This is a genomic window from Streptomyces sp. SID4985, from assembly GCF_009863025.1.
In the GTDB taxonomy this organism is placed as follows: domain Bacteria; phylum Actinomycetota; class Actinomycetes; order Streptomycetales; family Streptomycetaceae; genus Streptomyces.
Map to the genome: position 1 here is coordinate 1 of NZ_WWIR01000332.1, position 14964 is coordinate 14964.

Annotated in this window: 6 protein-coding genes; 3 read left to right on the forward strand and 3 right to left on the reverse strand. The window is 65.4% G+C overall.

Features of this window, described 5'->3' with window-relative positions; genetic code table 11:
* On the forward strand, positions 1-296 hold a 296-nt coding region (locus tag GTW40_RS13945; RefSeq protein WP_161180495.1), incomplete at its 5' end, for a transposase.
* Between the two features lie 55 nt (positions 297-351).
* Here GTW40_RS13945 and GTW40_RS13950 read toward each other — a convergent pair.
* Entirely contained in the window at positions 352-1221 is an 870-nt protein-coding gene (locus GTW40_RS13950) for a transposase family protein (RefSeq protein ID WP_343245692.1), read from the reverse strand.
* 247 nt (positions 1222-1468) lie between these two features.
* Entirely contained in the window at positions 1469-5671 is a 4203-nt protein-coding gene (locus GTW40_RS13955) for a LamG-like jellyroll fold domain-containing protein (RefSeq protein ID WP_343245693.1), read from the reverse strand.
* Between the two features lie 1745 nt (positions 5672-7416).
* On the opposite strand from GTW40_RS13955, the gene GTW40_RS13960 reads away from it, so the two are divergent.
* Positions 7417-14160 (forward strand): polymorphic toxin-type HINT domain-containing protein, encoded by a 6744-nt coding sequence (locus GTW40_RS13960; protein WP_161180500.1) that lies wholly within the window; start codon positions 7417-7419, stop codon positions 14158-14160.
* Complete coding sequence (locus GTW40_RS13965) at positions 14157-14510, forward strand: hypothetical protein (protein WP_161180497.1); 354 nt, start codon at positions 14157-14159, stop codon at positions 14508-14510. Before GTW40_RS13960 ends, GTW40_RS13965 begins: the two co-directional genes overlap by 4 nt.
* Positions 14511-14608: 98 nt before the next feature.
* Here the strand turns inward: GTW40_RS13965 and GTW40_RS13970 are convergent.
* On the reverse strand, positions 14609-14964 hold a 356-nt coding region (locus GTW40_RS13970), incomplete at its 5' end, for a tyrosine-type recombinase/integrase (RefSeq protein WP_161180498.1).

The window sequence follows — 14964 nt, forward strand, 5'->3', positions numbered from 1 at the left end:
GCGATGCGAACCTGGGTCGCCGAACCACCGCATCAACCACAACCCACAACTGGCTGACCCTGGAGCGATTACCCGCCTACGCTCCCGAGCTGAACCCGGTGGAACTGCTGTGGTCCTCACTCAAGAAACGCGAACTCGCCAACCTCGCCGGCGACCACCTCGCCGATGTCGCCGACGCCACCGAAAAGGGCATCCACCGCATCAACCACAACCCACAACTGCCATGGTCCTTCCTCACCCACACAGGCCTGACCATCCACCCACCACACCCACCGAACTTACGAAAAGATCAGTAACGAGCTCGTGCATGGTTGGCGCTGGCACGTCGCGAGGTGCGAACTGGTGCGGTGTTCACCCTTGTTCATGGATCTCAAGGGTGGCGGCCTGCTGGTGAGAGAGCAGCGCAGCAACCGCTTGGATGACGTCACTCATGTGCTCACGACGACCGTGGTGGCGGGCGAGGGCTCGCCAGTTCTTCAGGTGAGCGATGCCGTGCTCGACGCGGATCCGGCGTGAGGAATGGGCCTTGCGCCGCTGTTCATGGATCTCCTCGTACCAGTCCGGGGCGTTCTTCTTGAACTTGCGGTGTGGCGGGGTCACCACGCGTCCGCCGGTCTGGGCACCCAGGCCCTGGTAGCCGGCATCCGCGAGGATCTCCACCGCGGGGCCGTCGGCCAGGAGCCTGACCAGGCCTAACTTGCGGGCATGCGTGATGTCCGCACAGCTCGCAGGCTCAGCCGGGCTGCAGTACAGGAGGCGGCCGCAAGCGTCCGTGAAGATCATGGACTTGACGGCGTTCTGCTTGTTCTTCCCTGAGATGAACTTGTCCCGGTCCTTGCGTCCAATGGCCGGGCGGCGGACGCGGATCTCGGTGCCGTCGATGATCCCGGTCTGCTCATTCTCGCCGAGGTGGTCGATCACCTCGGCGAGCGTGCGGAGCCGAAGGCCGGGAGCGATAGTGCAGCCCCGCTGGGCCAGCAGCGGCCGCACTTCACCGATCGCACGCGTGATGGTGGAGCGATCTACCTCGAACCAGCAGGCCAGTACGTCGTGGGTGGCGCCATGGCGGAGGTGAATCAGCGTGGCCAGGAGCCGGTCGACCAAGACAAGCTTGTGTTTGGCACCGGCGCCGACAGCTCGCCGGCGGGGACGCGCAGCGAGTGTCGCCTGGTGCCGCTCATGCCACAACGGGCCGATCTCCGCTACGAGTTCGGCGATCACCCCTGAACTCAGTCCGGTGATCTGCTGACTGCGAAGGACCGCTGCACGCGTCCGGTTCCCCACCACACAGACCATGATCGACGATCAAGGTTTCGACGTGCCAGCCCCAACCATGCACGAGCTCGTTAGCGGATCAGATCGAAAAACCCGCGGCATGCTGAAGGGGCGGGCGATCACCATATGGTGATCGCCCGCCCCTTCAGCATGCCGCGCAGCGAACCTGAAATACCGGGAACGCCGTCGCGGATCAGCCGTTGCCGGGCACCTCGGTCGGCAGGTCGAACCAGCTGGCGGCCAGCTTCCCGACCTGTTCGTCGGTCAGGGCACCTTGAAAGGTCCATACGTCGTCGATCAGCCCGGGGAAGTACTCGCCCCAGGTTCCGCCGGTCTTGGCGCGACCGACCTGGAGGGAGTTGGTCGCCTTGAAAGCGAGGGCGTTCTCGGCCCAGGATGCCTGGCCGGTGCATGTTTCGCCGCCGTCCTCGACGGCGCAGGTGACTTCCTGGAGCGTTCCGTTGACATACAGGCGGGACTGTTTGGTGAAGCCGTCGTAGACGACGGCCAGGTGGTTCCAGTCTCGCGCGTCGTAGAACTCGCTGTTAGTTACGCGTACGACCGTCGCGTCGGTGCCGTCCTTGTCCGGCACCGCCAGCTCCCAGTGGCCCGGGCTTTCCGGGCTCGCGGCATCAGGCACGTAGCGGACAGTGAATGCGCTTTGGGTGGAGCCTTCGGCGCTGACGAGCGCGACATCGCCTTGCGGCAGCGCGGCGGCCTGCGCCCAGGCGGTGACGGTGTAGCTGGCGCTGGTGTCGATCGGTACGGAGCTGGTGGCTGCATAGTTGGTCACACCGTCGAGTTCCAAACCGGACTCCATGAAACCCGTGCCGATTTTCGCCCCGCCGTTCAGCGTCAGAGCGTTGGTGGTGCCGACGGCGTCAGGTGTGGTGGCTGGGGTTGTGGTGCTGGCTTCGTTCAGCTTCCAGCGGGTCTTGACCAGGGGGCGCTGACGGAACATCTGCAGCACTTCCTCGTCGGACACCGGCCGCTCGAACAGACGCACTTCATCGATGGATCCGGGGAAGTAGTCGAGATACGTGCCCTGCCAGATGGTGCGGCCGATTTGTACCGGGCCGTTGGCCTCCCAGGTTTTGAGGGCTGTGTCGGTGCCTTGCAGCTGTCCATTGACGTAAAGCCGGATTTGCTGGACGGTCGCGTCGTACACGGCCACCAGATGGGCCCACTCACCAGGCTTGGCATCCTGTTTGGCCACGATCCGCTGCTCGCCGATGTTGCCCAGCTTGACGTCCTCCAGCGAGGTCCGCAGACTCCAGGTCTTCTCCGCCGCCTCGTACGACAGGTAGAACGGGCTGTAATAGGTGCCGCTCTGGCTGACCACCGTGCGGTTTCCGGTGGTCCCGGCGGGCAGCTTGGCCCAGGCCGACACCGAGTACGAGCGGGCCGTGTTCAGCACCGGACGGTCAGTGGCGGCATAGCCGCTCGCCCCGTCCAGGGACAGGGCAGAGCCAGCGATCCCGCTCGCGCCACTGGTCGCGCCGGGGTGAAGAGTGAGGGGCTGTTCGGTCGCTGCTCCGGTCACCTCGGTGGCAGTCGTGTCCTCGTCCAGGGGGAACACGGCACGTTCCGGGCGTCCGCTGGTCAGGCTCTGCCCCTGGTACAGCAGTTCGGCCTCAGGGGTGGTGACCGCTCGGTCGAAGATCCGCACATCGTCGATCGTGCCGGGGAAGAAGGCCATGCGGGTCCCGTTGTAGGTACCGGCGCCCAGTTGCAGGCCCCGGCGGGCATTCCACGCGGTGGTGTACGCCGTGGACCCGGCGAGTCTGCCGTTCACATACAGCCGCAGCTGCTGGGCCTTGCCGTCGTACACGCCGATCAGATGGCTCCACTCGCCCGCCCTGGCATCACCCGGCTGCGAACCCTTGGCCACCGCAATCGGGGCGCCGGTCGTATCGGAGGTGTACTGATTGAACACCCAGCGGTCGGCGTACTGCGAGTAGTACAGCTCGAAGCCCGGCGAGTAGTTGCCCGGCTGCGCGGCGATGATCGCCGCTTTCTCCGGCATTCGGTCGAGCCGGGCCCAGGCCGCGACGGAGAAGCTGTCCGAGGTGTCCACCACGGTCAGGTCGGAAGCGGCGTATCCGGATGTGCCGTCGAAGTGGAGCCCAGTGCCCTTCTTGCCCTCCGCGCCAGGTGCGGCTCCGCCGCTCAGTCGTACCGTCCGCGATGTTGTCGTCCCTGCGGCCGTGGTTGCGCCCGCAGGCTCGTCCAGCTTCCAGGACGCGCGGTCTGGCTGACCCGTCTTGACCCGGAACTGGTAGGTGCGGACCTCTGAGCCGTTTCCTGCCTGGTCGAACGCCTGGGCCGTGACGAAGTTCAGCCCCGGTTTCGCGGGCAGCAGCTGAACGGTCTTGGCCGCACCACCGCTGGTGGCCACTTCCTTCGACGCGGACGGGTCGGTGTTGAAGCCATAGCGGTAGCGGACCGCATCTGCGGAGGACGAGTCGATCGAAAACCCGCCGTACTGGCCCACTCCGTCGTACCAAGGGTCCTCCGGGTTCTCCGGATCCGAGGCCGGGTAGTCTCCCGAGGAGATCACCGGAGCCGCAGGCACACCAGTGTCGTACACGAAGAAGCAACCGGTCGCGTCTCCCGTGGACGACCACGGCGAGTACTGGGCGCCGTCATAGCTGCGCGTCAGCCAGCTGATCTGCTTGTTCTGTGGGACCGACGTGGGCAGTGAGATGGAGAAGCCGGATCCGGACGCCTTGTACGTCGTGCGGGCGGGCTTCCACCGCTGGATGAAACCCTTGCCGTCACCGGAGTCCCACCACGCCGCGAATTCGACTGCGATGCTGTCGCCGTCCGGGTCGGTGATGTTGTTCGCGTAGATCTTGCCCAGGGTGCGTACTCGGGCTGAGCTCTCCGGTTTCTTGCAGGTGCCGCCGTACTCCATCGCCAGCTGAGACATCTTGATTTGCGGCGGCGGCCGGTTGTATTGGACCCGCAGGTACGCCTTGTCCGAGAACCGCTTCCAACCGTAACCGTCCGATTCGCTGGCCGCCCGCAGCCCGAACGTCATCGTCGCGCTCTTCTTGTCCGCGGCCGCCTGCACCGCCGACTTCACGTTGAACTCGGCATCCTTGGCCGCACAGCCCGAGAAGCCGTAGGCGAACGACTGCGATGCCAGCTCCTTGATCCAGAAACCCGAGGCGCTCTGACTGTTCCACGTCGTCGACGAAGAGATGTCCCCGGTCTGCCACAGCTCCACCGGCCGTGCCGAGCAGGACGCCGACCAGGTGTTGCGGACCACGAACTCCGCGGACAGGATCGACTTGCCCGCGTACGTCGAGGTCGGGATCCGGTAGAATAGGCGCTTGGTGTCATACGGCTGGCAGTAGTACCAGTCGCAATAGCCCAGACCGGCGTCCGGCTCGCCATTGAACTTCCACTGCGGGGAGGACGCCCAGTACTTCGACGCCATCGTCCACGCTGACGCCTTCGGCGTGTACCACTGCGGGTCGATATAGACGGGATAGGTGGTGTCGGCGCCTCTGAGCACGTCGGCGTCCGGAGTCAGCACCAACTCGTCCTGCTGGTCCGTCACCTCCACGCCCACCGGCGCGAGCTTGCCCGACTCGCCCGGACCCGGCTCGTCACCTGTGGTTTCCGTAGCTGACCGCGCAGCCGATGCGGCGGCACCCGTTCCCGGGGCAGCAGTCGCCTGGTTGCCTGCGCTGGAATCCCACATCATCGGCTTCGGCGCCTCGAAAACCGTGCCCGCGGCGCCTTCGTCGACAGCTTCCACGCCGCCCGCGCTGGTCTCACGTACCGCCAGTCCCGACGTCGAGAGCTTCAGCCGCAGTTCGGTCAGTTCCTCACTCGTCGCGGCCTCGGCCGTCTTCACGACCAGCAACTGCGTGAAGCCGTCCTCCTGCGCGGTCATCCGGAGATCCACGTCGGGAAGCACGGATGGATACGTCGCCACCGCCCCCTCCAACCGGGGTTCTGGCAGCGGGGCCGGCCACTTCAGGTTCACCTCACGTCCGGCACGCCGCATCCGCACCAACGGCGTCGCGTTGCCGCCATTGGAGAACTCCACGTTCACCGTCGCGGCCTTGGGTGCCACCATCCCTTGATCGGTCACCACCAGGTCGGTGTCGACACGCCTCCAGCCGTCCTCGACTCGGGCCCAGACCGGGCGCAGGTACTCCCGTGCTTCCAGGTGCCCCTCAGGCGTGGCGAACACCTCCCGGCTCTCTCCCCGCTGAGCGGAGACCTCCACGGGTTTCCCCGTCCGCCTGGCCTCAGCCAGCGCGTCCGCCTCCGACACAACACCGGTCGGCGAAGCGGCTCCGGCGCTGCGCGCGGCGGTCGGCGCGGCGGCCACGGCCTCACCACCCAGAGCCGGAACCGCACCCACGGCCAGCGTCACGCTCAGTAGCACACCGGCGGCTCTGCCCCCGCCCTGCAATCGCGTCCACATCCCGACCACACCCCACCCACAGTGTTCTCACAGTTGTCGCCCAACTAAGCCCTGCGGGAACAAGGGAAGCAACGCTCAGGAAAGGGACATTCGCCCACCAAGATCGAAAAGTGGATGCGATGATCGACACGTTTAACGGAATGGTCAAGAGAAGGTAAAGGTTCTGATCTCCCTCGAGGTCGCCTTCCGGATGTGCGAGCACTCCGATGCATCAAGAGCGGCCATCTACCTCGAACACATTCCGTAACTGGCGACGGTGGAATGACCTGTCGCGATGGCAACAGCAATGTCGAGGGCCTCCCCGGCGGTTGCCGCCTTGCCTGCGCTGACCATGGCGACGACGTATGCAATTCCACACAAAACGTCCTGATCGCCCTTGCTGCACGGGGTGCTGCGTATGAGGGCGATGAGCCCACTGGAGGCGGTCCGTCGGGCGGCAACGGCCGGGGCGACCATGAGGGAGAAGGCGCGAGGCGCATGAAATCGAGACAGATCCATGTTTCGGACTTCACCGCCTTGTGTGGCCTGGTCTGGTTGCACATGTCGTCGGTGATCGCTTCACGGATGGGCAGGGAGGTGTGCAACCTGGACTCGGCCTTCGCCCCGTGCGTGCCGACGATTTCCTGCCACCCGGGGCTGCTGTGCCAGGTCCGACCGAGCAACTGAAGGCGCCGCGCGACGAGGGCGTGCTACTGGTTGCTACCGCTGGCGACCGGCCTGCTCGCCGGTGTCTGCATCATCCCTGTCGGCCAGCCATTGCCGACCCGTCGGTGCCGCCCGGATGTCGTTCGTGGACCGCCGCTGGAAGCGCGGGACCCGCCGCGATGACCGCCGGGCTCGGCCCATGTCGCCCCCGGGCCTGCCGCCCAGGCTCTCCGGGATTCCACGAGTACGGGCAGCTTTGGCGGCATTAGGTGTGTGTCCGTCGTGCGGTGCGCGGCGGACGATCGTGATCGGTAACACGGTGTGCTCATTGCAGGCAGGAGCCAGGGGTCCGTTCATGAGGCCGGAAGCAGCAAGTGGAGAGGCCGGTCGAAGTGAGACTTTGCTTGATCTTGATCGACGACGGTAAACGTGTTGATCGCCACATCCGCTTCTTGCGCTTGCCTCAAGCAATGTCCCTTTTATGGCCGTTGACCTTCCCTTTGCCTCGGGGCTTAGTTACGGCAGACAACTGTGAGAGTGCTGTGGGTGGGATGTGGTGGGGATGTGGACCCGGTTGCGGGTCGGGGGGCGGGCCGTCGGAGCGCTACTGACCGTGACGTTTCGCCGTAGGGGTGATCCCAACCTTGATAGGCACGGCCGTGGCTGCCGCGCCGGCCGCGCCGCGGAGTACGGAAACCACCCCCACCGCCAGTGGCGTGCTGGAGGTGGACGCCGCGGCACTGGCTGTCCTTTGGCCGGGACCACGAAGTGCTGAGTCACACTCCGCCGACACAGATCGGCCCGCCTCCAGCTCGGCTGTCTCGATGCGGCGCCTCGGCTGCTTCAGGCGACTGCTGACGTCGAGTGGCGGCGCTCGGCCCTCGCAGGTGGCCAAGACCCACGCGTAATGCCATCCAACTTCCGCTACGGCCTGCCCTGCGGCATGCGAGCCGGCCCGCGGCGAAGGACGAAGGACGAAATTGAACGACAGATCGAGCAAGCGGCTCAAAACGTTGCGGCGCCGTATCGCGCTGGCCTCAGCCGCAGTCATGGTCGGCACGCTCCTGCAGGGGGTGACACAGCCCGCTGCCGCGGCGTTCGGCGGCAAGGGCCCTCTTTCCCTTCCGCAGGCCGAGAAACCGGTACCCGTCTCGACGGTCAAGACCAAACCACGCACGCTGATGAAGGGCCCGCGCACTCCGCAGACGCCTCCGGACGCGGTCTGGCCGAAGGCGGCCCCGGCGGTACTTGAGCTACCCGCCACGGATGCCCCCGCCACTGCCCAGGCAAAGGGGCTGCCGCTATCGGTGGAAAGCCGACCGAGCATCGGCAAGCACTCCGCGAAGGCGGAGATCGAAGCGCGCGTCCTCAGCCGTAAAGCAGCCAGGAACGCCGGTGTCGATGGCTTGCTCTTCACTCTTCAGCCCAAGGGCAACCAGGAGGAGCCGAAGCCCCGCCGGGTGAAGGCCAAGCTGGACTATTCCAGTTTCGCTGAGGCCTACGGCGGTGGCTATGCCTCCCGGCTGCGGCTATTGGAGATGCCGGCGTGCGCGCTGACCACTCCGGACGAGGCCCGGTGCCGCACCAGCAAGCGGGTCGAATCGGTCAACGACACCGAGAAGCGGACTCTCACCGCGCAGAGTGTGACCTTGAGCTCCGGTGCTCCCACGGTGCTGGCCGCTGTGGCGGAGGGAGGCAGCGCGAACGGGGACTACAAGGCGACCCCGCTCTCTCCCTCTGCGACATGGAGCACGAATCTCAACACCGGTGACTTTGCCTGGTCGTACAGAATGCCGGTGCCGGACGTCCCTGGCAGCCTGACCCCGAGCGTGGGACTGTCGTACTCCTCGGGCTCCATCGACGGACGCACCGGTAACACCAACAACCAGGCGTCCTGGGCGGGTGACGGATTCGAGTTCTGGCCGGGTTTCATCGAACGGCGCTACAAGCCGTGTGCCGATGACGGGGTGAAGAACGCGGACGGCAGCAGTCCCGGTGACTTGTGCTGGGCGTACGACAACGCGTTCATCACGTTCAACGGCAAGGGTGGCGAACTGGTCCCCGACGGGACCGACTCGTGGAAGCTGAGGGACGACGACGGCACCAGGATCGACCGCCTGACCTCCAGCAGTCGCGGCAACGGCGCCAAAGACGGTGAGTACTGGCGGGTGACCGACCCGGGCGGCACCCAGTATTACTTCGGCTACAACAGGCTGCCCGGATGGGCAGACAGCAAGCCGGTCACGAACTCCACTTGGACCGTCCCCGTTTTCGGCGACGACGCCGACGAGCCCTGCCATGCCACCGCGTTCGCCGACTCCTGGTGTCAGCAGGCCTGGCGATGGAACCTCGACTATGTCGTCGACGTGCACGGCAACGCCATCGCCTACTACTACAACCAGGAAATCAATCGCTACGGCCGCAATCTGAAGCCCAAGGACAACACCCCCTACGTGCGCGGCGGCACCCTGGACCGTATCGAGTACGGCCTGAAGTCCTCCTCGATGTACAACACGAATGCGCTGGCCAGGGTCAACTTCATCAACGCCGAGCGCTGCCTGCCCGACTCCTCCACCACCTGTACGGACATCGGCAAAGACGCCGCCTACTGGTACGACACGCCCTGGGACCTGAACTGCGACGAGGGCAAGGACTGCGACGAGGGCCGTCTCTCTCCCGTGTTCTTCACCCGTAAGCGGCTCAGCGAGGTAGCCGCCCAGGTCTTCGACGGTAGTGGCTACAAGGACGTCGACTCCTGGGAGCTGACCCACCGTTGGGGCATGGCCGACACGGACTACCAGCTTCTGCTCGACTCGATCCAGCGCACCGGCCATACCGCGACCCCGACGATCACGCTGCCGAAGACGACCTTCGCCTACACCCAGTTGGTCAACCGCCTCGACAAGACCGGTGACGGAAATCCGCCGTTCGTCAAGGCCCGTCTGTCCACGGTCGCCGACGAATCGGGCGGGCAGATCGACGCCAGCTACTCAGCTCCGGCCTGCGACTCCGGAGCGATACCGACCCCTCAGGCCAACACCACGCGCTGTTTCCCGCAGTACATCGGCGGCAGTGTGTCGGATGATCCTGAGCTGCAGTGGTTCAACAAGTACGTGGCCACCTCCGTCACCGCCACTGACCGCACCGGTGGTGCACCGGACCAGGTCACCTCGTATCAGTACCTGGACGGTGCGGCGTGGCACTACGACGATGACGACGGGCTGACGAAGGAGAAGTTCAAGACCTGGTCGCAGTGGCGTGGCTATGGTCATGTCCGTGTCCAGACCGGCGGTCAGGGCGGCGCGTCGGCGATGAAGTCGCAGGAAGACACCTACTTCCTGCGGGGCATGGACGGCGACCGCAAGGACACGAGCGGTGGCACGAAGTCCGTGACCATCCCCCTGGGCGCCGACGAGGGCGACCCGATCACCGACGACGAGCCAGCGTCCGGCTTCGCCTACAAGACCATCAGCTACTCCGGCCCTGGCGGTAACGTGCTGGCCAAAACGGTCAGTCGGCCCTGGCGCCATCAGACGGCGAAGAAGACCCGCAGCTGGGGCACAGTCACCGCGAACTTCACCGGCACCAAGAGCACCACGTCGTGGACGTCTCTGGACGACGGCGCGGGCACGAAATGGCGCACCACCGGCTCCAGTGCCGAGTTCGACACGGTGACCGGCCGCGTTACCCAGGTTGACGACCGCGGCGACACGAGCACCGCCGATGACGACACCTGCACCCGCACCACCTACGCCGCCGGCACCACCGTCAACATTCTCACGCTGCCCTCGCGGGTGGAGATGGTGTCCAAGGCGTGCGACGCTCCTGTCAGTCGCCCCACCGACGTGATGTCGGATGTCCGTACCGCCTACGACGGCGGGACCTATGGCGCGGCTCCCACCAAGGGCGACGCGACAGCCGACGCGGCCCTGAAACAGTACGTCGGCTCCACCGCCGTCTACCTGGAGTCCGGAACCACCTACGACTCCTACGGGCGCACCCTGACCAGTACCGACCTGACTGCCGACGTCACCGTTACGTCGACTGGGACGGTCACACGGACAGCGCGCACGGACGGTCGTACCACCACGGTCGAGCGAACCCCTGCCACCGGGTTTGTCACCGCGGTGAAGGTGACCACACCCCCCGCTACGGCGGGCAATGCCGCCACCGCTCAGACCTCGACCACCACCCACGACATTCTTCGCGGCCTGCCCCAGAAGCAGACCGACACCAACGACAACGTCACCTCCTTCGCCTATGACGCCCTGGGCCGTTCGACCAAGGTGTGGTTGGCCGACCGCCAGACGAGCCAGACCCCGACCTACGAGTTCACCTACACCGTCATCGACGGCAAACCGGTCGCAGTAGGCGCCAAGACGCTTGGTAACAACGCGGCCCAGCGGACCGCCTACACCCTCTACGACGGTTTCCTGCGTCCCCGTCAGACCCAAGACCTCGGCCCCGGTGGCGGCCGCCTGCTGGCCGACACCTTCTATGACGAACGCGGCCTGACGGCCAAGGAGTTCGCCGCCTACTACACCACTGGCGTGCCCTCCGCGACCCTGGTCAAGCCGGAAGACGCGCTGAGCGTGGAAACCCAGAACCGTCACAGTTACGACGGCCTGGGCCGCCCGACGGAAACCAAGCAGCTCGCCGGCAACGGCGACGGCGGCACCGTGCTGGGAACCACCAGGATCATCTACGGCGGTGACCGGACTACGGTGATCCCGCCGGTCGGTGGCACCGCCACCACGACCCTCACCGACGCCCGCGGTCAGACCACCGAACTGCGCCAGCACCACGCCCGCAGCGCGGAGGCGTCCTATGACACCACCAAATACACGCACACGCCCCGCGGTGAACTGCTGCAACTCATCGACCCGGCAGGCAACGCCTGGTCGTACACCTACGACCTGCTGGGCCACCAGCTGACGGCAACCGACCCCGACAAGGGCACCACCACCAGCACCTACGACGACCACGGCCAGCTGACCACCACCCAGGACGCCCGCCAAGGCACCCCGCTGCTGTGGCACGGCTACGACAACCTCGGGCGCCAGACCGCACTACGCGAAGACTCGTCCACCGGCAAACTGCGCGCCACCTGGACCTACGACACCGTCACCAAAGCCAAGGGTCAGCTGGCCCAGTCCACCCGCTACATCGACGGCAGCGCCTACACCACCCAGGTCACTCAGTACGACCGTCTCTACCGGCCCGTGAGGACCGCCGTGGTCGTCCCTGAACGCGAGGGCGCCCTGAAGGGCACCTATCAGGCCGGTACCTCCTACCTCCCCTCCGGACTCGTCGGCGGCGTGAGCTTCTCCGCGGCCGGCTCACTCCCGGGCGGCAGCCAGTCGTTCACGTACGAGGCGGAGACACTACGGCCGGTCTCTCTGCTGGGGGACGGCTTCAAGGCCGAGACCAGCTATAGCCTCACCGGTAAACCACTGCAGTACACGATGTACGGTACGGCCGTCGGTGCCAAGCCGGTCCATGTCACCAACACCTACGAGTGGGGCACTCAGCGCCTGGCCAACACCCGGGTCGACCGTCAGGACGTCGCCGGAGTCGACCAGAGCAGCACCTACCGCTACGACGAGGTGGGCAACGTCCTGTCCGTCTCGGACGTCTCCCGCTCCGGCACCGACAACCAGTGCTTCACCTATGACCACCTGCGCCGCCTGACCCAGGCCTGGACACAAGACACCACCGTTTGTGCCACCACGCCCAGCGGCAGCGCACCGGGCGGCCCGGCCCCGTACTGGCATTCCTACACCTACGACCTGGTCGGCAACCGCACCACGGAGACACTGCACGACACCGGCGGCAACGCTTCCCAGGACACAAAGCGCACCTACACCTATCCGGCCTCCGGCAGCGCTCGCCCGCACGCACTGTCCTCCGTCACCACCACCGGCCCGGCCGGCACCGCGAAGGACACCTTCGGCTACGACGACACCGGCAACACCACGACCCGTACCCTCAGCGGCACTACACAGAGCCTCGAATGGGACGCGGAAGGCCAGCTGGCGAAATTGACCGAGCCCGTCGAAGGCGGCACCAGCAAGGTCACCGAGTACCTCTACGACGCCGACGGCAACCGCCTGATCGGCCGCACCCCCACCGAGACGACCCTCTACCTCGGCACCACTGAGATCACCCTGGCCAAGGGATCCACCACGCCCAAGGCCACCCGTTACTGCGACCTGGGCGGCGGAAACCAGGCTGTCAAGGCCGATGACGGCAGCGTCTCCTTCGCCCTGGCCGACCACCGCGGCACCGCCCAGCTCGCCGTCGAGGCCGGCACCCAGAAACTCACCCAGCGCCGCACGCTGCCCTTCGGCGGCATCCGTGGCACCAAGCCGACCGCATGGCCCGGAACCAAGGGCTTCGTCGGCGGCACCGACGACACCCAGGCCACCGGTCTCACCCACCTTGGCGCCCGCGAGTACGACCCTGCCCTCGGACGGTTCCTGTCCGTCGATCCCGTGCTCGACCCGCTCGATCCACAGCAGCTCAATGCCTACGCCTACTCCAACAGCAATCCCGTCACCATGAGCGATCCCTCGGGCCGCACGTACTTCGAAGGTGACAACACGGGCGGAATACAAGCTGAAGCCAGTGAGGCCCCCGCAGTCGTCAAGAGGGCCGGCAGAAAGGGAAACCGGACAGACCATAACAGTACCTACTACAAGGGCGCGCCCATCGTCCTTCCTGTCGGCACAGGTTCCGCGAAGTTCAAGAACAATGAAGCCCTCACCAAAGCGCGTCTGGCCCTCGAAAAGCGAGAGAAGGGCCTCTACGAGGCCTGGACACAACTGCCCACCTGCATGATGGGCCAGCCTGGCTGCGTCAAGATCCCCTGGCACACGACTGCACAAGCGCTCATCTTCAAGATGATCTGCGGCATAGACGGTGTCTCCTGCTACGGCATCCAAAGCTTTGACGATGCCCTGAGGGAGTCGGCCGCCTTCATGGCGCAGTATGAAGCACGCATTAACGCCACCCTGGCAGGCGAGCAAGTGGCGAAATCTGCGGGACGCGGTGCAACCAGAATGTTCGCACGCGGCTGCAAGTGTTTTCTCGCCGGCACGGACGTTCTCATGGCCGACGGCGCCACAAAGAACATCGAGGACGTCAAGATCGGCGACCAGGTGCTGGCCACCGATCCGAAGACGGGTGAGACGGCACCCAAGAAGGTGACCCGCCTCATCGTCACCGATGGCGACAAGCACTTCAACGAACTGTCCATCGCCACCGGCGACGGAATTCAGCACCTCACCGCAACGCACGAACATCCCTTCTGGTCACCATCCGAGCGTGACTGGGTCGAAGCCGGAGCTCTCGCCCCCGGCATGAGCCTGCTTACCGATGACGGCTCCACCGTCACGGTCACCGCCAACCGCTCCTTCACCACGCACGCCCGTACCTACAACCTCACAGTCGACGACCTGCACACGTACTATGTGCTGGCGGGGGCTACGCCGGTCCTGGTCCACAATTCTGGCCCTTGCGATCCGCCTCTGAAGTCGTTGCACCCTGACAGCTCGCTCGATAAGAGTTCGCTGGACTTCTGGGGCAAGCAAGACACGGAAGATATCCTCTTTTCCTTGAGGCCAGGGGCGAAGGAGGCGCTGAGAGTGAAGCCGGACGGGAGGATCGCGAATGGAAACACTCGGATCAAGGTCCTGCGGGATCGCGGATACGATGTCGATTCCTTGCCTCGCGAACCCTATGGCAGCAGCCGCCCAATGACGGACGAGGATTTCTGGAACATGGATCAATGAATATTCGAGATCGAGTGCTTGCGGTCATGGAGTCCGAGTCCAAGGAAGTGTTCCTGCTGGCCTTGGGGCACCGGCTGGGGATATCGGCGCGCTTCATTTTCTCGGAGGGAAGTTCGGATGCACTGCAACAAGCCCGAGCTTGCAACGAGATGATGATCGCCATCTGGCTGCAAGTGTGGGCTATGAAGGATACTGAGGGAGATGGTTACCCGGATTCAGAATTCCTTCCGATCCTGCTGGGAAAGGCTGACGCAGGAAACGCGCGTCCGCATCTTCGTGACGCAATTGAGAGCGCCCTGTTTTCGGTCCACGGTAATGGGGCATCAGGCCAGGGATCTATAAGCCACTAAAGCGTCCCGATAAGAGATCTGAGGGAATCGAGGAGCCCCGTCGGAAAGAAATTCCGGCGGGGCTCCTGTGGCGTTTGACGGCAACGCTGACGGCAACGTCAGCGGACGACTGCTGCGGTGGGTGGGTCGTCGGGGTTGTCGTTGACGGGGCCGAGGGCACCGGTCAGGGTGTCGATGGCTTGGCGTTGGAGACGGAGCCTCACGTGGGCGTAAACGCCGGCGGTGACGCCGATGCGGGCGTGGCCGAGGAGTTCTTTGATCACGATGAGGTCGACTCCCTGTTCCAGGAGCAGGGTGGCGGTCGAGTGTCGGAGGTCGTGGAAGCGGATGGGGCGGAGTCCGGCCCGGTCGAGGAAGGTGCGGAATCGGCGGGTGAGGTTGGCCGGGTCGAGAGGCCGTCCAATCGGCGTGGTGAAGACTACTGATCTTTTCGTAAGTTCGGTGGGTGTGGTGG

Bases quoted from the DNA above. Each gene is read 5' to 3' on its own strand.
- GTW40_RS13960 (WP_161180500.1), top strand. From the start codon at position 7,417: ATGGTCGGCACGCTCCTGCAGGGGGTGACACAGCCCGCTGCCGCGGCG.
- GTW40_RS13965 (WP_161180497.1), top strand. From the start codon at position 14,157: ATGAATATTCGAGATCGAGTGCTTGCGGTCATGGAGTCCGAGTCCAAG.